The sequence below is a fragment of the Bacteroides sp. L10-4 genome (assembly GCF_013373675.1).
Classification (GTDB): domain Bacteria; phylum Bacteroidota; class Bacteroidia; order Bacteroidales; family Bacteroidaceae; genus Bacteroides; species Bacteroides muris.
Map to the genome: position 1 here is coordinate 14,676 of NZ_JABXJH010000004.1, position 21,108 is coordinate 35,783.

Annotated in this window: 17 protein-coding genes; 9 read left to right on the plus strand and 8 right to left on the minus strand. The window is 46.1% G+C overall.

What is annotated here, in order from left to right:
* The first annotated feature begins 126 nt into the window (after positions 1-126).
* Both HU824_RS02400 and HU824_RS02405 read left to right on the plus strand, forming a co-directional pair.
* Positions 127-1,500: an aminopeptidase P family protein gene (locus tag HU824_RS02400; protein ID WP_136008838.1), complete on the plus strand. Its 1,374-nt coding sequence runs from the start codon at positions 127-129 to the stop codon at positions 1,498-1,500.
* A 72-nt stretch (positions 1,501-1,572) separates the two neighbouring features.
* Positions 1,573-2,742, plus strand: coding sequence for a DUF418 domain-containing protein (locus tag HU824_RS02405; protein WP_176467969.1), 1,170 nt, complete (start codon positions 1,573-1,575; stop codon positions 2,740-2,742).
* A gap of 118 nt (positions 2,743-2,860) precedes the next feature.
* Here HU824_RS02405 and HU824_RS02410 read toward each other — a convergent pair whose 3' ends face one another.
* The 4 genes from HU824_RS02410 to HU824_RS02425 form a co-directional block, all read right to left on the minus strand.
* Positions 2,861-6,133: a glycoside hydrolase family 2 TIM barrel-domain containing protein gene (locus tag HU824_RS02410; protein WP_255260444.1), complete on the minus strand. Its 3,273-nt coding sequence runs from the start codon at positions 6,131-6,133 to the stop codon at positions 2,861-2,863.
* A gap of 516 nt (positions 6,134-6,649) precedes the next feature.
* On the minus strand, positions 6,650-6,868 hold the full coding sequence (locus HU824_RS02415) for a transposase (RefSeq protein WP_347282810.1): 219 nt from the start codon (positions 6,866-6,868) through the stop codon (positions 6,650-6,652).
* 378 nt (positions 6,869-7,246) lie between these two features.
* On the minus strand, positions 7,247-8,752 hold the full coding sequence (locus HU824_RS02420; RefSeq protein WP_176467972.1) for a HAMP domain-containing sensor histidine kinase: 1,506 nt from the start codon (positions 8,750-8,752) through the stop codon (positions 7,247-7,249).
* A 43-nt stretch (positions 8,753-8,795) separates the two neighbouring features.
* Positions 8,796-10,469, minus strand: coding sequence for a nucleoside kinase (locus tag HU824_RS02425; protein WP_176467973.1), 1,674 nt, complete (start codon positions 10,467-10,469; stop codon positions 8,796-8,798).
* An 82-nt stretch (positions 10,470-10,551) separates the two neighbouring features.
* On the opposite strand from HU824_RS02425, the gene HU824_RS02430 reads away from it, so the two are divergent.
* Positions 10,552-12,249 carry a Na/Pi cotransporter family protein gene (locus HU824_RS02430; protein ID WP_136008846.1) on the plus strand — a complete coding sequence of 566 codons (1,698 nt, stop codon included), beginning with the start codon at positions 10,552-10,554 and terminating at the stop codon, positions 12,247-12,249.
* Here the strand turns inward: HU824_RS02430 and rd are convergent.
* Entirely contained in the window at positions 12,246-12,407 is a 162-nt protein-coding gene (gene rd, locus HU824_RS02435) for a rubredoxin (RefSeq protein WP_005830549.1), read from the minus strand. The genes HU824_RS02430 and rd overlap by 4 nt on opposite strands.
* Positions 12,408-12,584: 177 nt before the next feature.
* Here rd and HU824_RS02440 point away from each other — a divergent pair, with 177 nt between their 5' ends.
* Genes HU824_RS02440 through HU824_RS02450 form a run of 3 tightly spaced genes read left to right on the plus strand, consistent with a single transcriptional unit; the run spans position 12,585 to position 16,821 of the window.
* Positions 12,585-15,269 carry a calcium-translocating P-type ATPase, PMCA-type gene (locus HU824_RS02440; protein WP_176467974.1) on the plus strand — a complete coding sequence of 895 codons (2,685 nt, stop codon included), beginning with the start codon at positions 12,585-12,587 and terminating at the stop codon, positions 15,267-15,269.
* A 3-nt stretch (positions 15,270-15,272) separates the two neighbouring features.
* Entirely contained in the window at positions 15,273-15,893 is a 621-nt protein-coding gene (locus HU824_RS02445; RefSeq protein ID WP_176467975.1) for an HAD family phosphatase, read from the plus strand.
* A complete protein-coding gene (locus HU824_RS02450) occupies positions 15,877-16,821 on the plus strand; it encodes a bifunctional riboflavin kinase/FAD synthetase (RefSeq protein ID WP_176468031.1) in 945 nt (314 codons plus the stop codon). Before HU824_RS02445 ends, HU824_RS02450 begins: the two co-directional genes overlap by 17 nt.
* Here the strand turns inward: HU824_RS02450 and HU824_RS02455 are convergent.
* Both HU824_RS02455 and HU824_RS19990 read right to left on the minus strand, forming a co-directional pair.
* Positions 16,818-17,804: a hypothetical protein gene (locus tag HU824_RS02455; protein WP_176467976.1), complete on the minus strand. Its 987-nt coding sequence runs from the start codon at positions 17,802-17,804 to the stop codon at positions 16,818-16,820. The genes HU824_RS02450 and HU824_RS02455 overlap by 4 nt on opposite strands.
* 13 nt (positions 17,805-17,817) lie before the next feature.
* Positions 17,818-18,108 (minus strand): hypothetical protein, encoded by a 291-nt coding sequence (locus HU824_RS19990; protein ID WP_353957441.1) that lies wholly within the window; start codon positions 18,106-18,108, stop codon positions 17,818-17,820.
* A gap of 407 nt (positions 18,109-18,515) precedes the next feature.
* On the opposite strand from HU824_RS19990, the gene HU824_RS02465 reads away from it, so the two are divergent.
* The 3 genes from HU824_RS02465 to HU824_RS02475 all read left to right on the plus strand — a co-directional run bounded on the left by HU824_RS02465 (position 18,516) and on the right by HU824_RS02475 (position 20,430).
* Positions 18,516-19,310 (plus strand): CPBP family intramembrane glutamic endopeptidase, encoded by a 795-nt coding sequence (locus HU824_RS02465; RefSeq protein WP_176467978.1) that lies wholly within the window; start codon positions 18,516-18,518, stop codon positions 19,308-19,310.
* The gene (locus HU824_RS02470; RefSeq protein WP_176467979.1) at positions 19,307-19,972 is read left to right on the plus strand and encodes a DUF2975 domain-containing protein; all 666 of its coding nucleotides are present in this window, start codon (positions 19,307-19,309) and stop codon (positions 19,970-19,972) included. The genes HU824_RS02465 and HU824_RS02470 overlap by 4 nt, the downstream gene beginning before the upstream one ends.
* Before the next feature lie 254 nt (positions 19,973-20,226).
* On the plus strand, positions 20,227-20,430 hold the full coding sequence (locus HU824_RS02475; protein ID WP_005830522.1) for a helix-turn-helix transcriptional regulator: 204 nt from the start codon (positions 20,227-20,229) through the stop codon (positions 20,428-20,430).
* Positions 20,431-20,648: 218 nt separating this feature from the next.
* Here HU824_RS02475 and HU824_RS02480 read toward each other — a convergent pair whose 3' ends face one another.
* Positions 20,649-21,071 (minus strand): SufE family protein, encoded by a 423-nt coding sequence (locus tag HU824_RS02480; RefSeq protein WP_034523308.1) that lies wholly within the window; start codon positions 21,069-21,071, stop codon positions 20,649-20,651.
* Positions 21,072-21,108 lie beyond the last annotated feature (37 nt).

Sequence of the window (21,108 nt, forward strand, 5' to 3'; positions counted from 1 at the left end):
TACTGCAAAAATAGTGAATAGTTCGGGAACGCGAAATCTTCTCTTATGATATTTAACAAGAAAGCGGGAGCTTGGTTGCTTTTTTGTCACTATCTTTGTTCCATAACTACTAAAATATGGAACGTTATGTTTACTAAAGAAACGTATGTGCAGCGCAGAGCCCAGCTGAAAAAAACAATCGGCTCCGGAGTATTACTGTTTTTGGGTAACGATGAACAAGGGTTGAACTATGAGGACAATACTTTCCGTTACCGTCAGGATTCCACTTTTCTCTACTATTTTGGCTTGTCGTTTGCCGGATTGTCGGCAATTATCGACATAGATGAAGATAAGGAAATTATTTTCGGTGATGAGTTGACTATCGACCATATCGTATGGATGGGTACCCAGCCCACCCTTCACGAAAAGGCTTCTGCTGTGGGCATTTCCGAAACCCGTCCTTTTGCCGATATCGTCAGCTATTTGCATAAGGCTGTACAGATGGGGCAGACCATTCATTATCTGCCTCCTTATCGTGCCGAGCACAAATTGAAGCTGATGGACTGGCTGGGTGTTCCTCCGGCACGTCAGGAAGGCTCCGTGCCGTTTATCCGTGCGGTGGTGGCACAGCGCAACTACAAATCGGCAGAAGAGATAGTGGAAATAGAAAAGGCATGCGATGTGACTGCCGATATGCACATCACGGCCATGAAGGTGCTTCGTCCGGGAATGTACGAGTATGAAGTGGTGGCCGAAATGAGCCGAATTGCCGAGATGAACAACTGTGAGCTGTCTTTTGCAACGATTGCTACTATTAACGGTCAGACTTTACACAACCACTATCATGGAAACGAAGTGAAACCGGGAGATTTATTCCTGATTGATGCCGGTGCCGAACTTCCTTCGGGTTACTGTGGCGACATGTCGTCCACCGTGCCTGCCGACAAGACTTTTACTTCCCGGCAGCGTGCCGTCTACGAAATTCAGAACGCCATGCACCTGGAGGCTGTTAAAGCGCTTTGCCCGGGCATTCCTTATATGAAGGTATACGAACTTTCTGCCCAAGTGATGGTGGAGGGGCTGAAAGAGCTGGGATTGATGAAGGGCAATGCCGAAGATGCCGTACGCGAAGGTGCTCATGCACTGTTCTATCCTCACGGACTGGGACACATGATGGGATTGGACGTGCACGATATGGAAAATTTAGGTGAACTTTGGGTCGGCTATGACGGTCAGCCCAAGAGTACGCAGTTCGGTCGCAAGAGTCAGCGCCTTGCCATTCCTCTGGAACCGGGCTTTGTCTTTACGGTTGAGCCGGGCATCTATTTCATTCCCGAACTGATTGACCTTTGGAAGGGGGAGAAGAAATTCGCTGATTTTATCAATTATGATAAGGTAGAGGAATACCGTGATTTCGGTGGCATCCGTAATGAGGAAGATTATCTGGTTACTGAAACGGGGGCACGCCGTTTGGGTAAGAAAATTCCGTTGACACCGGAAGAGGTGGAGGCGTTGCGCTGAACCAAAGCGCATGGCAGGCTTTATGATGAAGGTAAGTAGACAGGAAGAATGAAAATTAACGGATATAAACAGATGGAACAACAGATACAGAAGCACGCACGGGTCGATGTGGCCGATGTGTTGCGTGGACTGGCGGTGATGGGTATCATCCTGCTGCATTCGATTGAGCATTTTAATTTCTACTCCTTCCCTGACGAGGCGGGACGGAGTGCATGGCTGGCCTTTACCGACCGTGCTGTGTGGGACGGACTTTTCTTTCTTTTCGGGGGAAAGGCGTATGCCGTGTTTGCCCTGCTTTTCGGCTTCAGTTACTTTATTCAGTACGACAACCAGCGATTGCGTGGACGAGATTTCCGTCTGCGTTTCTGTTGGCGGTTGGTGTTGCTGTTTTTTATCGGCAACTTGAACGCATCGTTTTTTACTGCCGAGGTGCTGGTGCTCTATTCACTGGTGGGGTTCATCTTGCCGCTGGTGTGCCGTCTGCGTGACAAGTGGATATTTGTCTTGGCTTGCGTGTTACTCGTTCAGCCGTTGCCGCTTTATTATGTTGTACGTGCCGCCCTTGATTCTACTTTCATGACACCTGCCCTGCCGACGGGTAGTCTGTGGGCCGCCACATTTCAGGCACAGAGCCATGGCACCTTCCTTGAAACCTTGTGTGTCAATCTGTGGGAAGGACAATTGGCCAGTCTGGCATGGGCGTGGGACAACGGGCGTGTATTCCAGACTGCGGCTCTTTTCCTTTTCGGCTATTTGATAGGCCGCCGGGAGTTGTTCCGAAAGGACAATCTGAAATTCTGGAACAAGGTGTTGTGTGGTTCTTTGGTAGCCTTTTTCCCACTCTATGGGTTAGGCAACATGTTGCCTGATTTTGTAGAAAATGCTTCGGTGCGTATACCGCTACTGCTGGTGGTGTCTTCGTTGTATAAGTTCGCTTTTATGCTGTTGCTTGTATCGGCTGTGCTGAATGCTTATTACCGCACTGATTTGCAGAAATGCCTGAACTATCTTATCCCTTACGGCCGTATGAGCCTGACCAATTACATCATGCAGAGTGTTATAGGTTCTATGTTGTTCTATAACTGGGGATTCGGTCTGCACGATAAACTGGGCATTACAGCCAGTGTGCTGGTGGGTGCCTTGATTTTCGTGCTGCAATTGGCCTTCTGCCGGTGGTGGTTACATCGCTACGGGCATGGCCCAATGGAATATCTGTGGAAACGGGCTACGTGGCTGAAGTGAGTGACTCATGCCTGAAAATAGAAAGAACCGCATCATTTAAATGATACGGTTCTTTCTATATCTATGGATAAGGAGTGTTTCTCCTGATGTTTTCCTCCTTACTCAAACTGTTCTCCAATTACATTGGTACTATTGTGAATCCCCATTTATATTCCCGATTGGCAGGAATAAGATATTGAGGTTCGGGCTTGGAGCCCCAGCTGTCATATCCGCCTACTCCCATCTGCTTCATGTCTATACAAACTTCTACGAAATTCTTGGGCGTGATATCGTTGATATGTGTCTGGCGAGGCTTGATGTTTCTGGCAGTCGAGACGTCATGTTTCAGCTCTGCCGCATTGCGGTTGTTCCATTGATAATCTCTGTTTACGTTGTTTTCGCTGTCAAAGTCTTCAATCGCATTGCGCAACGCATTGAAACCGATAGTCTGATCGGCATAGATAGTCAGCCCTTTGCCATTCTTCTTGCCTACGGATAGCCAACGGGTATCGGTATGATGACCGTTCTCTTGCGGACGTACGTATGGGTAGTACATCTGTTCTGCCGTGCTTTTGTAAAGGTCTACGGTGACACCTGCGTTGCGGTCGATATAGTTCTCTTCAGGACCACGTCCGAAATAAGTCACTTGGTTCATCTCTGCCGGCAGGTGGAAACGGATGCCGATGCGCGGAACAACCAAGTCGGAAGAAACCTTGTGCATATTCTCATTTCCCGGTGTATAAGTAGCCGTTACGGTTGCTTCCGAAACTTCTGTCTTGGCAGCCTTGATTCCGGTGGGAGTAAATGTGAAATCGGCTTTTACCACACCGGAGGGGTGAATACGATAGGTTACGATGTAATGGTTGCCGGCAGGCAGGAGGTATTTGGCTGTCAGCACGGCATCTTTGCCTTCCTTCCGGACACTTGCCTCGGCTATCCGGAAGTCTTTGCTTGCTTCTTTCCAGATTTGCAGGCGTTTGGGGCCTTGGTTGCCATAATCGTTGTCTGTCGGTGCACGCCAGAAGTTAGGTTGAAGCCCGAAGCCGTCCTTAAAGTACTCCGTACCGTTCACTTTGTAAGAAGTAACCAGTCCGGTAGCCTTGTTGAAGACAAACTGTACTTTAGAAGAAGCTACTTCCAAAAGGTTATCCTTGTCGTTGCAATTCAGCATGCTACCTTCTGTTTTGTAGGTACGTGCCAAGGGGGCGATGGGCAGAAGGAACTGTTCTTTCGCAATTTCATAACCGACGGAAATCAATGCTTCCGGTTCGGTAGTCGTCACTCTGAACTCAACGAAATATTCGGTTCCAGCCTTGGGTTTCAGTCCGCCTACATTTACGTTCAGAGGTTTGTTTCCTTGCGGCTCGATATCCAGAGATACTTTGCCGCCCCGGATGGTCTTGGAGTTTTCCTTTACTTCGTAATGAATCAGATACTTCTTCAGGTTTGTGAAGTAGAAGCGGTTCTTTACGGTGAACTTGCCGTTTGCCAAGTCTTCAGCTTCAAAAGCGATGTTCTGATGCGCGTATTTCACTTCGCTGTATCCGGGATGGGGATTACGGTCGGGATTGATGATACCATTGCAGAGGAAGTTTCCGTCACTCGGCATATTTTTTCCGAAGTCGCCTCCGTAGGCCCAATAGAGGCGGTTGTTCTCGTCTTTCACGGCAATACCTTGGTCTACCCAGTCCCAAATATATCCGCCTTGTAGGTTGGGATATTTGTAGATAGCTTTCCATTGTTCCCAAAGACTGCCGGTAGAGTTGCCCATGGCATGTGCATATTCGGACGGGACTACCGGGCGGTCGCTGCCCATCTTACCGATGTTCTCCAGCCATCTTGCTGATGGATATTGCGGAACATACATGTCGGAATTCCATTCCCATTGGGCGCGTTCATAATTCACCGGACGGTTCATGATGTCTTTGTCCGCATTCTTCACCCACAGGTAAGTCTGATAGAAATTATAACCGTTTCCGGCTTCGTTACCCAGTGACCAGAAGGTGACTGAAGGATAGTTCTTATTGCGTTCGAACATGTTGATGGTGCGGTGCATATGAGCTTTCAGCCATTCGGGGTTATTGCCCAGTGTACCACCTTTGCGCAGGTCGTAGTACATGCCGTGGCTCTCGATGTTGGCTTCGTCATATACATACAAGCCATATTCGTCGCACAATTCATAGAAACGGCGGTCTTGCGGATAATGGCACAGACGAACCGTGTTGATATTGGCGCGTTTCATCAGTTCAAAATCCTTGCGCATCAGCTCTTCGGTTATGTAGTGACCGGTTTCGGGATTGTGTTCATGGATATTCACACCTTTTAGCTTCAGTGGTTGCCCGTTAATAAGGAGGACTACGTAGTTTTGTCCGTTTGCTGACTTTTGGTCAATTTCCTTTATCTCGATGCGTCGGAAACCCACGTTGAAGGGTACGACTTCATTCACCTTGCCCTCTTCGCTGACGGTCATCAGTAATTTGTAGAGGTTGGGATTCTCAGACGTCCAGGTCTTTATATTAGGCAATTGTTGTTCGAAAAAGGCCGTTGCTTTCTTTCCTGCCAAGATGGAAACTGTTTTCTTTCCCGTGGCGACCGGCTTGCCCGAATCGTTTGTCAGTTCGTAGTCGATGGTCAGGGAGGCATTACTGCTTCCATTGTTTTTCAGGTCTACATTCAGCCGGAAGATACCGTTTTTGTAGCTGTCGTCCAGTGTAGAGGTAATGCGGAAGTCGTTGATGGAAGCCTTGGGCTGCGCATACAAGAATACATCACGTTCGATTCCGCTCATGCGCCAAAAGTCCTGGCACTCTAAATAAGACCCGGTGCTCCAACGGAAAATCTTGAATGTCAGTGTGTTTTCTCCCGGTTGCAAATATGGGTTAATCAAATATTCCGCAGGATTTTTGGAATCTTCGTTGTAACCGACTTCTTTACCGTTGACATATACATAGCATCCCGATTTGGCACCGGCCACATGCAAATATACATCTCGTCCGTTCCAGTCGTCCGGAATCGTGAAATTTCGTCGGTAGACGCCTACGGGATTCTGTTCGGGCAATAGGGGCGGCTGAGGTTTATAAGGTTTGAACTCGTAGCCGTGATTAGTATAAATGGCCGTTCCGAAGCCTTGTACTTCCCAGTTGCCCGGCACTTGAATGTCGTGCCAGCCCTCTGTGCTTGCAGTAGGAGAGGTGATGTCGGCGGGAAGGTCTTTGTAGGCATCGACATAAAAGAACTTCCATGTCCCGTTGAGTAATTGGTAGTATGGACTTTTTTCAAATTGTCCGCTCATGGCTTGTGTACGGTCTGCGTAGGTCATGAAAGAGGTACGTGGTGCTTCTTTGTTTACACTCGTTGTCTGTACGTCTTGCCAATAAGGTAATTTAAGGTCAGGGCTACTTTGAGCCAGCATACTGCTTCCCATTAAGGAAAAGCATGCAAATAATTGGGTTAGTTTGCTCATGGTGAAATAATTTCTTTTTATTCACATTGTTAATATTTGATGCTGTAAAAATAAGAAAAAATAGCGATTTTCCTATTGAATATTAAGATTATTTATTAAGAGTCATATTTTTAAGAAAAGATGTGTCTAAAGTGATTCACACCCTAAAAGCTTTTTGTCAGACTTTTAGGAACACTTCACTTTAGGTACATCTTAATTTGTTTTTATAAAAAAAATGTTATCAGCCAGGATTTGGGATTAATTCCGTATTTTTGTTCAGATAGTCTTGCTTGATGGGAGCCAGCATTTGATATTCTTTAGAAGACAAACGACTGACAGTCCAACATGGCTTCTTGATAGAAATCTTCGGCTGTTTCGCCATATACGTTTAAGCCGAGCATGCCTCTTTCCATGCCACTCCATTTTTGCAAAGCTATTATTTCAGTGGCGGTAGTCGTACAACAATTAGAAACTGTTTTGATTTTATCATTTTATTCTGTTTAGCATAATTTGTATCATGGCTAGGTATATCATGGCTTGTGAAGTTTCCGTAAGTACTTCATAGTCTTTACTGAGTCTTCTAAAGTTCTCAAACCATGAAAAAGTCCTTTCCACAATCCATTTATCAGTTAGGTCGGTACAATATCCCATTTTATAACTCTTTAAATATGATTTGGTCGTTATACTTAAAGATACAAAAATGATAGAAAACTACCAACTGATAAACTTTTAAACGAAATCAAAACAGTTTCTTGGCTTGTCCTTATCAGCCTGCCGGTGACACGATATTATCTTTGCCTGGCTGGTGTCGGGCATGGCATTTAGAGGACTCCTTGCAACGGATTATTTCGGAGGGGGAAGAAGAAATTAACAACGTGTCTGCAAGATATTTGTTGCGTGTTCGCATGTAATTAATAAGAAGTGCTACTTGTTGTTAATAGTTAGTATAACAGGGAATTAATTTATTGTAGTGGCAATATTGCAGTGGTAGTAACTTAAAAGGGGTGGAAGCAAAACTTGCTTCCACCCCTTTTAAGTTACTACCACTGCGGCTGCAATGCCGATGGATAGGAGAATGATGGTTTATGCGTGTAGCTCCAGTATAAACCGTGCTCCCTTGCTGTATCCGCTGTCCAGTGTCAGGCTGCCGTTCATCTTGGTGGCTATCAGTGAGCAGATGGGCAGTCCCAGGCCGTCGCCTTGCGTCAGGTCCTTCACTTCGGTGAAGGGTTTGAAGATATTTTCGTGTTGCTCTTCGGGAATGCCGCAACCAGTATCACTGACGATGAACTGGTGGGTGCGCGCACCGCGTTTTTTGAAGTCCAGCCATATCTTACCACCGGCGGGAGTATATTGGGCGGCGTTCTCCAACAGGTGGAGCAAGATACGTTCCAATTGTTCGGGATTGATTTTAACATTCAGCTTGGGAGCATTGACGGCAAGGGTGACGTCTTCCTGTGTCTTTCCCTTAATCTTGTCCATGATGCTCTCGCAGAAGGTGGAGATGTTCTTTTCCTGCATTTCGTAAGGTTCGGACAAGGTGCTTTCCAGTTCGGACAGTTCCTGAATGTGGTTGGAGAATGTATGCAGGGCTTTTACTCCGGGCAGCGAAGCGTCGAGTGTATCCAGTGTCGGCTCCATCTGGGCGGAAATGTTCTGAATGAATTTTGTTTTCAGTTCGTTGTGCTCGTTGGCGATGCTGATGGTTTTCTTCTGCTTGCGGGTAAGGACGATGAAGCGCAACAATACGATGGTGCCGAATATCAGGACTGCGGCAAGGATGGCAGCCAATACGCAGAGACCGATGATGATGTATTGCTTGGCGCTCAGAGAGTCGTCTTTCTCCTGAATGGTGACCAGGCTTTCGTCATACTTCCGCTTCAGGACGTTCAGTTCGTCTTGTGCCGTAAGTGCCTTTACGGAGTCAGTCCATAGGATGTACTTGTCGTAGGTGCGTGCCACCAGTCCGGCGTTATTGGCCTTTCGGGCTATGCCGATGAGCGTCTTGTAGCACTCGTTCACTTTGTCATAGCTTTTCAGTTCCTTGTATTGCCCTATCAACCGGTTGATGGCGGCATCGCCTTGCGCATTCATGCCGAAGGTGTAATAATAATTGGCCTGCGTATAAAGCAGGTCGTTGTTCAGGGAATCGTTGCGCGAAGCCTTGGCGGTTTCCTCCAGTCGGGCCAGTTGCTCTTTGGCACGTGCCGGGTTCTTCAGGTTGATGTACATCTGCAGGCGTTCTTTGCTGATGCGGAAGTGTAGGTCGGGCATGGTCTTTTCGCTCTTCTGTTCACCGTTGTTCACCATTTGCTCGGCACCGCGCAACAATTCGAAAGCCTCTTTATAATAATTTTCCCGATGATAGAGGGCACTGGCATTGATGCCGCATTCCACGGCTTTTTCGTACTTGTCGTGGGTGGAAAAAGAGTTGTAGGCTTGCAGGAAAAGATAGCGCGCCCTGATATACTCTTTTTTTTCCAAGCTTTCTTGCGCTTGCTTCATGAGTTCGTCTGCACGGCTCTGTGCATGAGTCTGGCTGCAAATACATAAGGCAACCAGCAGACATATCGAAATTATTTTTTTCATGTGTAAGTTTGTTTTTATTGGCCTACAAAGGTAGGATAAAAACTCAGTATTTAAAACTGCTGCCTCCTAAAAATTCTCTCAATAAGGATGTAGGTGGAATTTCTTTGTCCTGTACGGGAGTGAAGTATTTGATGAATTTCAGTAACCGGTACGCTTCTGCATATTCCGGACAGTTGCGGGGAACGCTGCTCAGAATAGGTTCGGCATGGCAACGGAGCACGGCAAATTCGAACAATAGGGCAGAGTTGAACATGACATCGGCGTTTTCTTGATAGGGAAATATCCATTTGTCTTCGCCGGCACGTACACTGGGCCAGCGTGAGATGGTTTCTTGTGCCGAATAGCCGCGGTAATTGAAGTCGCGGATGATGCGGCGTAGCAGACGGTTGTCCGTAGTTGGAATCCAGTTGTGGTCGTCCAGCGAGATAGTGGTCAGAGCAGATACATAAATTTTGTATTTGCTGGCGGCGGGAATCTGTGGGGTTAGTTCGGGATTCAGGGCATGGATGCCTTCCAGAATGAGGATGGTATGTTCGTCGATGCGCAGCTTGTCTCCTTTATACTCTTTCTTCCCAAGAGTGAAATTGAAACGGGGCAGTTCTACTTCCTCGCCGCGGAGCAGTGCCTGTAGCTGGGTGTTGAAGAGCTCGAGGTCGAGGGCGTGGAGTGATTCGTAGTCGTAATTGCCGTTTGCGTCGCGGGGGGTGTTTTCTCGGTCCACGAAGTAGTTGTCCAGCGAGATGGGATAGGGACGCAGGCCATTGGTCATCAACTGTACGCTGAGGCGCTTGCTGAAGGTGGTCTTTCCGGAGGATGAGGGACCGGATATGAGCACGAGTTTCACGCGGTTCCCGTTTTCGCTGCGGTGGTAAATATCATCGGCTATTTGGGCTATCTTCTTTTCTTGCAGGGCTTCGGCCACATTAATGAGGTCGGTGGCATGACCTTCTTCGCAAGCCATGTTGAAATCGCCTACGTTGCTCAGTCCCATGATGTAGTTCCAGTGCAGATGTTCCTTGAATACGTCGAGCATTTTCTCTTGCTTCACCACCTCTTCCAGAACGTTTGGATTTGCCTTGTCGGGGATGCGCAGCAGCAGGCCGTCGTAATATTTCACGATGTCAAACAGCCAGACATATCCGGTACTTGGCAGCAGGTTGCCGTAATAGTAGTCTATGGTATCGCCCAGTGTGTAATAGTAGGTGTAGAGGGAGCCGGAGGTTTCCAGCAGTTTTACCTTGTCGTCCATGCCCCGTTCGCTGAAGATGCGCACAGCTTCAGCGGTGTGGCATTCGATACGGTGGTAGGGGATGTCCTCGGCGATGATTTCCTGCATCCGTTTCTTGATTGCTGTAACATCTTCCAACTCGATAGGACGGCTGATGCGCAGGTTGCAGAAATATCCTTTGGATACCGGATGCTCGACGAACAGTTTCCCTTCCGGGAACAGTTCGCTGACTGCTTTATAAAGAATGAAGCAGAGGGAACGGACGTATGTGCGCATGCCTGAGGAATCGCGTATGTCGAGAAATTCTACGTCCTTATTGTTGTATACCCGGAAGCTCAGTCCTTCGGAACGGTTGTTTACTTTTGCACTGACCACCTGATAGGGGAAATCAAGATTAAAACCGGAATAAATATCCAAAAGTGAGCTCCCGATAGGGAATTTCTGGGAAATATTGTTATTTTTGCAACAAATTTGTAACATGTGCTCCATATTGTTCTGTTTTTGTGAATTAATACGTTAAATATAGGACATTATAACACATGAAAGAATGAAACACCTTAAATAATTAAAGATGGAATATTCTTTTTATGATTTTTTAAAGCTACTCGGCTCATTGGCATTGTTTCTCTACGGAATGAAGATCATGAGTGAGGGGCTGCAAAAATTTGCCGGTGACAGATTGCGGACGATTCTGACCGCAATGACAACCAATAGGGTGACCGGCGTGCTGACTGGTATTTTGATTACCGCGCTCATCCAATCCTCTTCGGCAACCACGGTCATGGTGGTGAGTTTCGTTAATGCAGGTTTGCTTACTCTCTCCCAGTCCATCGGTGTGATTATGGGAGCTAACGTGGGTACTACGGTCACTGCATGGCTTATTTCGGTTTTCGGGTTTAAAGTCGATATCGCTGCTTTTGCTCTTCCGCTGTTGGCGATAGGTATCCCGCTTCTCTTTTCTCAGAAGAGTACCCGGAAGTCCATCGGTGAATTCATCTTTGGTTTTTCATTCCTTTTTATGGGACTTTCTTACTTGCAGGTCTATTCTCCGGATTTGGGCAAGAATCCGGAGATGTTGGCTTTTGTGCAGGAGTGGACTGACCTTGGTTTTCTTTCCATATTGATATTTGTGCTGGTGGGGGCGGTCATCACAATGATTGTACAGGCTTCGGCAGCCACCATGGCCATTACCCTTATCATGTGTGCTAACGGATGGATTAGCTTTGAGCTGGGTGCGGCACTTGCCATGGGGCAGAACATCGGTACGACGATTACCGCCAATCTGGCGGCATTGACCGGTAATACGCAGGCGAGGCGGGCAGCATTGGCCCATTTGCTGTTCAATGTGTTTGGTGTCATTATGGTGCTCGTCGTTTTCCACCCCTTCACCCGTTGCGTTTCGTGGTTTGTGGCGGATGTGATGCACCAGACAGACCCTGCTACCCGTGTGGCTTTTGAACTGTCTGCTTTCCATACGGCGTTCAATGTGTTCAATGTGTTGTTGCTCATCTGGTTTGTGAAGGCCATCGAGCGGATTGTCTGCATGCTGTTGCCGCTGAAAGATTCGGACGAGGAATATCGTTTGCGCTTCATCTCCCGAGGGTTGCTTTCTACTGCCGAACTTTCTATTCTGGAAGCGCGAAAGGAAATCCATTTGTTTGCCGAACGTACACACCGCATGTTCGGAATGGTGAAGGACTTGTTGCACACGGAGAAGGACGATGACTTCAACAAACTGTTCAGCCGCATCGAGAAATATGAGAATATCAGTGACAGCATGGAACTGGAAATAGCCAACTACCTGAATCAAGTGTCGGAAGGACGCTTGAGTTCGGAAAGTAAGTTGCAGATACGTGCCATGCTGCGCGAGGTGACTGAGATAGAGAGTATCGGTGACAGTTGTTACAACCTTGCCCGTACCATCAGCCGGAAGCGGCAGACCAATAAGGACTTTACGGAGAAACAATACGGCCATGTCCACTTCATGATGAAACTGACGGATGACGCCTTGTCGCAGATGATTAAGGTTGTGGAACGTCCCGAGAACCAAATTGTTGATGTGAATAAATCCTTCAACGTAGAAAACGAAATCAATAATTACCGCAACCAGCTGAAGAACCAGAATATTCTGGATGTGAACAACAAGGAATATGATTATCAGATGGGCGTCTATTATATGGACATCATTGCGGAATGCGAAAAGCTGGGCGACTATGTGGTGAATGTAGTGGAAGCCAGCAGCGATATAAAAGAAAAGAAAGCGTCTTAGGACGCTTTCTCAAATTCTTCTTTACCTACTCCACACAGAGGGCAAACCCAATCTTCGGGAAGGTCTTCGAAAGATGTTCCCGGTTCTATTCCATTTTCAGGATCTCCCAGTTCGGGATCATAGACGTAATCGCATACGGTGCAAATGTACTTTTCCATAACTTTCCTTTTTTATTGATTCTTTTATAATAACATTTCCGCGGTTTATTTGTTTTGTTGTTGAGCAATAAAATGAAAGGGCCATGTGATTCTGTTCTGAAAGAATTATCTCGGTATTGTTTTCCCGGATTATTGTTGTACTTTTGCGTTTTGAAATTAAAACCTGAAAAGACTTGCATGACTGCAATAAAGGATGATTATTATCATGTCGGACTGACCGACGAACAAGTGCGGAAGAGCCGCGACGAACATGGAGTAAATTTATTGACGCCTCCTAAACGGCCTTCCTTATGGAAATTGTATCTGGAGAAGTTTGAGGACCCCGTAGTAAGGGTATTGCTGGTTGCCGCTCTGTTTTCTTTGATTATTTCCATTGTAGAGAATGAATATGCCGAGACTATCGGCATTATAGTGGCCATTCTGCTGGCTACCAGTATCGGTTTCTTCTTTGAGTATGATGCCGGAAAGAAGTTTGATTTGCTGAACGCAGTGAACGAAGAAACTTTGGTGAAAGTAATTCGTAACGGACATGTGCAGGAGATTCCCCGTAAAGATGTAGTGGTGGGTGATATAGTGGTGCTGGAAACCGGTGAAGAGGTTCCGGCAGACGGTGAATTGCTGGAAGCTATTTCCCTGCAAGTGAATGAATCGAATCTGACCGGTGAACCGGTAGTGACGAAAACTACCGTAGAAGCTGACTTTGACGAAGAGGCTACGTATGCTTCCAACCGCATTTTGCGCGGTACAACGGTGGTGGACGGACATGGCACCATGCGTGTGGAGGCTGTGGGTGATGCTACGGAAATCGGTAAAGTGGCACGTCAAAGTACCGAACAGAATACGGAGCCTACTCCGTTGAATATCCAGTTGTCCAAATTGGCTAACTTGATTGGAAAGATAGGTTTTTCCGTGGCTGGTCTGGCTTTTCTCATTTCCTTTGTAAAAGATGTGCTACTGGTCTATGACTTTTCTTCATTCTATACTTTCCGTGATTGGCTGCCGGCCTTGCAGGCTACTTTGCAATACTTTATGATGGCAGTTACCCTGATTGTGGTGGCTGTGCCCGAAGGCTTGCCGATGAGCGTGACACTCAGTCTGGCGTTGAATATGCGCCGCATGCTCTCCACCAACAACCTGGTGCGCAAGATGCATGCATGCGAGACGATGGGAGCCATTACAGTGATTTGTACCGACAAGACCGGTACATTGACCCAAAATCTGATGCAGGTGCATGAACCCAATTTCTATGGTTTGAAGAATAACGGGCAGCTGAGGAATGATGACCTCAGTAAGCTGGTGATGGAAGGTATCAGTGCTAACTCTACTGCTTTCCTGGAAGAGGAGGTGGCTGGTGAGAAGCCGAAAGGGGTGGGTAATCCTACGGAGGTGGCACTACTGCTTTGGCTGAACAGCCAAGAATGCGACTATCTGGCGTTGCGTGAGAAAGCTACGGTTATCGACCAGCTGACTTTCTCAACAGAAAGGAAATTTATGGCTACCTTGGTGCAATCTCCCCTGATTGGGAAGAAGGTGCTGTATGTGAAGGGAGCTCCCGAGATTGTTTTGGGTAAATGCAAGGATGTCATGTTGGACGGCAAGCGTGTGGATGCGGTGGAATACCGTTCTACAGTGGAGGCTCAGTTGCTCAACTACCAGAATATGGCTATGCGTACACTTGGCTTTGCATTCAAGATTGTGGATGATGCGGAAGCGTCTGATTGTGTGTCATTGGTTGCTGAAAATGACTTGTCGTTCCTCGGTGTGGTTGCCATCAGTGATCCTATCCGTCCGGATGTGCCTGCGGCCGTTGCCAAATGCCAGTCGGCGGGTATCGGAGTGAAGATTGTGACGGGAGATACACCGGGCACGGCTACCGAGATAGCACGTCAGATTGGTCTGTGGAAACCGGAGGATACGGAAAAGAACCGCATTACGGGAGCTGCATTTGCCGAATTGACGGATGAGGAGGCATTGGACCGTGTGATGGATTTGAAGATAATGTCGCGTGCACGCCCCACAGACAAGCAGCGTCTGGTACAACTGTTGCAGCAGAAAGGTGCGGTAGTGGCTGTGACGGGTGACGGTACGAATGATGCTCCTGCGCTGAACCATGCGCAAGTGGGACTTTCGATGGGTACCGGAACTTCCGTTGCCAAGGAGGCCAGCGACATCACGCTGCTGGATGACTCCTTCAACAGTATAGGTACGGCTGTGATGTGGGGACGTTCTTTATATAAAAATATACAGCGTTTCATCGTTTTTCAGCTGACTATCAATTTTGTGGCTTTGTTTATCGTTCTTCTAGGCTCACTGGTGGGTACGACGCTTCCTTTGACTGTCACGCAGATGTTGTGGGTAAACCTGATTATGGATACGTTTGCGGCCCTGGCTCTGGCGTCCATTCCGCCCAGTGAGAGCGTGATGAAGGAAAAGCCACGTAAGAGTACGGATTTCATTATAACCAAGTCCATGAGGTATAACATTCTGGGAATGGGCTTTGCCTTTCTGGTATTGCTTATGGGAATGCTCTTTTGGTTTAACAATGAGGAAGGGGGTATGACTACCTATCGGCTGACCGTGTTTTTCACGTTCTTTGTTATGCTTCAGTTCTGGAATTTGTTCAATGCACGTGTGTTCGGCACTTCGGACTCGGCGTTCAAGGGCATTTCCAAATCTTACGGCATGGAACTGATTATACTCGCCATTTTGGGTGGACAGATACTGATTGTACAGTTTGGTGGAGCTGTGTTCCGCACAGTGCCGCTCGATTTTATGACTTGGATGGCGATTGCCGTTTCTACCTCATTTGTCTTGTGGATAGGTGAACTTGTTCGTTTTGTCCGACGTTTAACACAGAAATAGGTGATGGAAAGAATAGGAGTCAAGAATCTTATTATTGATTTTGGCGGAGTTCTGATTGATTTGGACCGCCAGCGCTGTTTAGAGAATTTCAGAAAGCTGGGATTGCCAGACGTGGAAGTCATGCTGGACCTCTACCACCAGCAGGATTTCTTCCAGAAATATGAAAAAGGATTGATTACCAGTGCGGAGTTTCGGGAAGTGATTCGCGAGAAGATAGGAAAACCGGTGACTGACGCCCGGATAGATGACGCCTGGAACAGTTTCCTGGTGGGTATTCCTACCTTTAAATTGGATTTACTGTTGGAACTGCGCAAAAAATATGTTGTCTATTTGCTGAGCAACACCAATGAAATCCATTGGCAATGGTCGTGCCTGCACGCGTTTCGCTACAAGGCTTTCTGTGCGGAGGACTTTTTTGAGCATATCTATCTCTCTTATGAGATGAAGATGGCAAAACCGGATGCCGATATATTCCGGAAAGTACTGGATGAGACCGGTATTCTTCCTAACGAGACTCTTTTTATTGACGATTCTGAGGCCAATTGCCGGACAGCGGAGGCGTTGGGTATTTCTACCTATACGCCAAAGGCCCATGAGGACTGGAGACATGCAGTTGTTTTGTGAGACTCCGGGCTTTGACATTCGTCCGAACGTAGCCACTATCGGTTTCTTTGACGGAGTACATCGGGGGCACCGCTACCTGATAGAACAAGTGCGTGCGGTAGCTGCCGGGCGTGGCCTTGCTTCATCGGTCGTGACTTTCCCGGTGCATCCGCGTAAAGTGATGCAGGCCGATTATCATCCGAAGTTATTGACCACTTGTGATGAGAAAGTTTCCCTGCTTGCCAAGACTGGGGTGGATTATTGCATGATGTTTGATTTTACTCCTGAAATAGCCCGGCTTTCGGCACGGGAATTTATGTCCATACTGAAGGAGCGCTATCAGATACAAGCTTTGGTAGTGGGGTACGACCATCGTTTCGGGCATAACCGTAGTGACGGTTTTGAGGATTATGTGCGTTATGGCTGCGAACTGGGTATGGAGGTGCTTCTTGCTCGCGCGTATTCTTATAGGAAGGAGGCATCTGAGACGGAGGGTACTGTCAGCTCTTCGGTTATCCGTAGTTTGTTGCAGGAGGGAAACGTTTCGGAAGCTGCCGAGTATCTGGGATACGACTTCTTTTTGGACGGTACGGTTGTCGGCGGCTATCAGGTGGGGCGTAAGATCGGTTTCCCTACGGCTAATCTCCGTGTTTCCGATTCGGACAAGCTGATTCCTGCCGATGGAGTGTATGCTGTTCATGTGCATTTAGAGGGAGTCCGGTACGGAGGAATGTTGAGTATAGGCTATCGGCCAACTTTAGCCAATGGGGCAGACCGTAGCATTGAAGTCCATATTTTCAATTTCAATGCAGACATTTATAATAGTCCGATACGGGTATCCTTCGTTCGCTACATGCGTCCGGAGCTGAAGTTTGGTACGGTTGAACAACTGGTGGCCCGTATCCGTAGGGATGAAGAAGAAATAAAAGAAGTACTTTCCGGCTTTTAATAAATATACTTTAAGAAGCCTTCTTCAAATATGTCATTGTTATAGCCGTATATGGTTCTGTGCTCTTCGTCAATACTGAAAGCATATAATAGGATGTCCAATTCGTATTTGGCGATGGAACGTCCGGAATAGTCGTATACTTCTATGAAGCAGCCTTCTTTTTCTCTGGGACATCGTATGTAAAAGTAATTTTTACATGCGACTATTTCTCGTTGGTGAAATATTGTTTCTTTGATATCTCCTATTATGATATGAGGGCGGGTTTCGTTTCCAATAAGTCTTTTGCGGAGCTTCATGTCGTTTATCCCATAGATGTCAATTTGCTTTTTATAGGTATAGGCATAAATAATCAGAGAGTCATTGGCTGCCAGATACCCCTTGTTCTCATCAAAAAATATCTCTTTGTGTTCCTCTTGTCCGATAATAATTTCTCCTGTGGGCTGCCGGGACATCAGATTGATTTTCTGAATGTTGAGCTTGTCGGGATATGTGCTGTATATTAATAATGAGTCATTGACTATATTCATAAAGTTTGCTGTCGGGGTAGAGGCAGGTAGTGTGAACTCTTTTTCAAGGGTTAGCCGGTTATTGCCGTCTAATGTAAAACTTTTGATAACAAATGGATTGTATCCGAAAATATAGACCTTTTCCGAAGTGCTCTTGCAGAAGGAAGGGGGGAGCTGAAATTCGTTTTCTGCTCCTCCCCTGCTTCCTCCTGTGTAAATACACTGGAATTCCGGAAGTGAATATTGATACAACATCTGATTGCTATTTCTTGAATCTGTTGCAAATATATTGTTCTTCTTGACTTCTATTCCATCAATGGCAAACACTTCATTTACATTTATTTTTTCTGCTTGAAGTACCTTCTGCTCGTGAAATGGTTCTATTTTTTGTATGAACGTCTGCTCTTGTATGCTGGTTTGCGTTGCACATGCAGTGAGCAATGTATAGATTGATAGTAAATAAAGATGTTTTTTCATGATGGATTGTTTATTAATATATTATTTGTGAGCCGGCGCATGTGGCGGTGTACATGCACATGGTTGCCTTTGTGGTGCAACAGCCATTACATTTTGTAACATACGTTGCCGGTTCGTCTGGTAGTAATGTAGTACTGGTATACATATAGCAACTTTTAAACCTGATAGGTTCGGCTTCGCCTGAAGCTAAAGCCTCTATGTTGAGAAGTGCAAGATTTGTTAATTCGTGGCTTGAATCATGGGGGATAGACATGTTGCAAAGTAGTACTGACAACATGATTGAGGCAATTGTTAGTCTGCAGATTGATTTTTTTCATCATAGTACAATTTAATATTAATAATTTTCTTAAAAATAGTGATTTTAGTTTGTATTACAAATAATTTGTTTGTGTTATATAACAGATTTCTTGTTGCGGAACACTTCTTCTTTTTATTGTTTTTCGATAAATATTTTCTGCTTTTCTTTGTCATATCAAGAAAACGTCTTTTATTTGCATATCGAAAAACGATAAATGATTATCGAAAAACAAAATAATGAACTTTATAAAGACAAGGGAGGGGATTAGGTTATGAGAAGAGCATTCATGAGTATTACTCTGTTGGTATTGTCACTTTCTGTGGTGATGGCGTTGCTGACGGGACTTGTTGCCACAGCTTGACGGATTGACAGAGAAAATGTGTATCTTTGCGAACTTTTAGACGAATAGAACAATGAAAACGGCAATAAAACTAGTATTGATTTACTTTTTGATGCAGATTGTAGGAGCACTGTTTGCAGGACCTTTCTGTCTGCTGTATACGTATTTCGCTTATGGCGCTTTTGACGCGGGCAAGGCGGGAGAGATTGCTGTGGCACCTACCATGTTGCTGGGTTTCGTTTTCATGGGGTTGTACTTGTGGCGTAAGAACTACTTGACGGGAGACAAACATCTGTACTCTCCGGTGTCAGTTCCTTATCTGGCATGGAGCCTGCTTGCCGGAATGGCTTCCATGTATATAATAGCTGTTCTGATGTCCGAACTCACTTTCTTGCCCAATTTGTTGGACCAAACATTTGACATGCTACAATCCGGTTGGTTGGGTATTCTCTGTATTTCTGTTCTGGGGCCCGTGCTGGAAGAACTTCTTTTCCGTGGTGCCATTACCAAGGAGCTGCTTCGCAGATACAGTCCGGCAAAGGCTATCTTGTTTTCCGGATTGATATTCGGTATTTTCCATCTGAATCCGGCTCAGATAATAAGCGCTTCTCTCATTGGTTTCTTGCTTGCCTGGCTTTATTATAAGACACGGAGTCTGATGGCATGTATTCTGATACACATCATGAACAATGGCTTGTCTGTCTATCTGAGCCTGAAACATCCTGAAATGGAGGATATGACACATCTGCTGAGTAACCCGTATGCTCTGGTTTGGGCAGTGGTTTTCATATTGTTGCTTCTAGTCTCCTTGAAACAACTGAATAAATATAATATATCTGATACTAATACAACAACAACTGAATTATGAAAAGAAGATTGAACATTCTCTGCCTGGTGGTAATGCTTGTACTGAGTTACTCGGTTCTGGAAGCGGGCTATTTCTTCTTTATAGGAGCCAAACTGGGTGTGGAATCTGTGGCTGAAAAGGAAGATACCCATGCGTTGCGGCAGAAGCTGATGCATATGAAGTATATAAGCTTGGAATCACATAGCTTTACAATGAAGGGAGGTGAACTCTTTTCGGATTCTGTATACAATGAGAAGACCGGAAAGTATGTGCCTGCCAGCTACTCTTCCATGGTGGTGAGCATTGACGACCATCCTGCCCTTTGGGAACAGATTGCAAGTAAGTTGCTGACCTTTTTGCAGATAGGTGCCTATATCTGGGCCATTGTACTGTTCGTCCGGCTGATTATTTCCATAAATAAATCGGATATCTTCAATTGGAAGAATGTACGCCGTCTGCGCCGTTTGGGGCTGGCTTTGATTATCAGTTTCTGCTGCTCTTTTTCGGTTGCTTATATCACCCTCTACAATGTCGGTGAGGTGTTCTCGCTGCGTGGATATACATTGGAGCTCTCGGGCATCATCAGTGGAACTATGCTGGTGCTGGGATTGTGTTCGCTGATTGTAGGCGAAGTATTCGCCATTGGATTGAAAATGAAGGAAGAGCAGGATTTGACGATTTAATGAAAGGGAGGAGTGCGATGTGAGGAGAAGTGTGAAGTATGGTCTGTATTTCGCTGCCGGACTTGTGGCGGTTTTATTGTTGGCAAGTATTGTCTATTTTCTCCCTTGTTCCCGGCTTTTGACGGGAAGTGGAAAGTCTATATTGTAATGCCGTGGATGTATCTGTGCATATATGGCTATTACCGGTTGACGAAACGGTACACTGGCTGGTGGTGTGAGTGGGAAAAGGATAATTGATAAATAAGCACAATTATATGATTATAGTAAACCTCGACATAATGATGGCCCGGAGAAAGATATCTTTGGGCGAACTGGCGGAGAAGATTGATATTACGCCTGCCAATCTCTCTATTCTCAAAACCGGAAAGGCTAAGGCCATCCGTTTCTCTACACTGGAAGCAATCTGCAAGGAACTCGATTGCCAGCCGGGGGATATATTGGAGTTTAAGGAAGGATAAATGGGGAGAAGAAGGCGCAAGTAGAGGTTGAAATGCTTACCGCCTTAAGAAACTCCGTTTACATACTACGGTAAACGCCTTTACATACTATGGTAAACGTCGTTACTTCATAATGTAAAAGCCGTTACATTCTGGAGTAACGGCTTTTACATTATAGGGTAAACATCCGGTAAATATAATCTGCTGATTATTAGTTTATATATTGTCGGTCGTAACCTTTAGATGCCTTTCGCTTTGAAGGCCAGCGCATACATTCGCATCTGCTTTACCATAGACAGCAGTCCGTTGCTACGGGTGGGCGACAAGTGTTCCTTCAGTCCTATTTTATCAATGAAATAGAGGTCGGCGTTCAGTATCTCATCCGGTGTGTGCCCGGAGAGTACTTTGATAAGCAGTGAAATGATTCCTTTCACAATCAGTGCGTCGCTTTCGGCCTGGAAAATAATTTTTCCGTCCACTTCGTCTGCCTGCAGCCATACGCGGCTCTGGCAACCTTCAATCAGGTTTTGTTCCGTCTTGTATTTTTCGTCGAGCGGTTCCTGCTCGTTTCCTAAATCAATAAGAAGTTGGTACCGGTCCATCCAATCGTCGAAATCATTGAATTCGGCAATTACTTCATCTTGTACTTCGTTGATACTTATCATAAGATTCACTGTTTTACTGTTTGCAATTACTGTT

Coding starts and splice junctions, on each gene's coding strand:
- HU824_RS02400 (WP_136008838.1), top strand. CDS start 127: ATGTTTACTAAAGAAACGTATGTGCAGCGCAGAGCCCAGCTGAAAAAA.
- HU824_RS02405 (WP_176467969.1), top strand. CDS start 1,573: ATGGAACAACAGATACAGAAGCACGCACGGGTCGATGTGGCCGATGTG.
- HU824_RS02410 (WP_255260444.1), bottom strand. CDS start 6,133: ATGCTGGCTCAAAGTAGCCCTGACCTTAAATTACCTTATTGGCAAGAC.
- HU824_RS02420 (WP_176467972.1), bottom strand. CDS start 8,752: ATGAAAAAAATAATTTCGATATGTCTGCTGGTTGCCTTATGTATTTGC.
- HU824_RS02425 (WP_176467973.1), bottom strand. CDS start 10,469: ATGGAGCACATGTTACAAATTTGTTGCAAAAATAACAATATTTCCCAG.
- HU824_RS02430 (WP_136008846.1), top strand. CDS start 10,552: ATGGAATATTCTTTTTATGATTTTTTAAAGCTACTCGGCTCATTGGCA.
- rd (WP_005830549.1), bottom strand. CDS start 12,407: ATGGAAAAGTACATTTGCACCGTATGCGATTACGTCTATGATCCCGAA.
- HU824_RS02440 (WP_176467974.1), top strand. CDS start 12,585: ATGACTGCAATAAAGGATGATTATTATCATGTCGGACTGACCGACGAA.
- HU824_RS02445 (WP_176467975.1), top strand. CDS start 15,273: ATGGAAAGAATAGGAGTCAAGAATCTTATTATTGATTTTGGCGGAGTT.
- HU824_RS02450 (WP_176468031.1), top strand. CDS start 15,877: ATGCAGTTGTTTTGTGAGACTCCGGGCTTTGACATTCGTCCGAACGTA.
- HU824_RS02455 (WP_176467976.1), bottom strand. CDS start 17,804: ATGAAAAAACATCTTTATTTACTATCAATCTATACATTGCTCACTGCA.
- HU824_RS02465 (WP_176467978.1), top strand. CDS start 18,516: ATGAAAACGGCAATAAAACTAGTATTGATTTACTTTTTGATGCAGATT.
- HU824_RS02470 (WP_176467979.1), top strand. CDS start 19,307: ATGAAAAGAAGATTGAACATTCTCTGCCTGGTGGTAATGCTTGTACTG.
- HU824_RS02475 (WP_005830522.1), top strand. CDS start 20,227: ATGATTATAGTAAACCTCGACATAATGATGGCCCGGAGAAAGATATCT.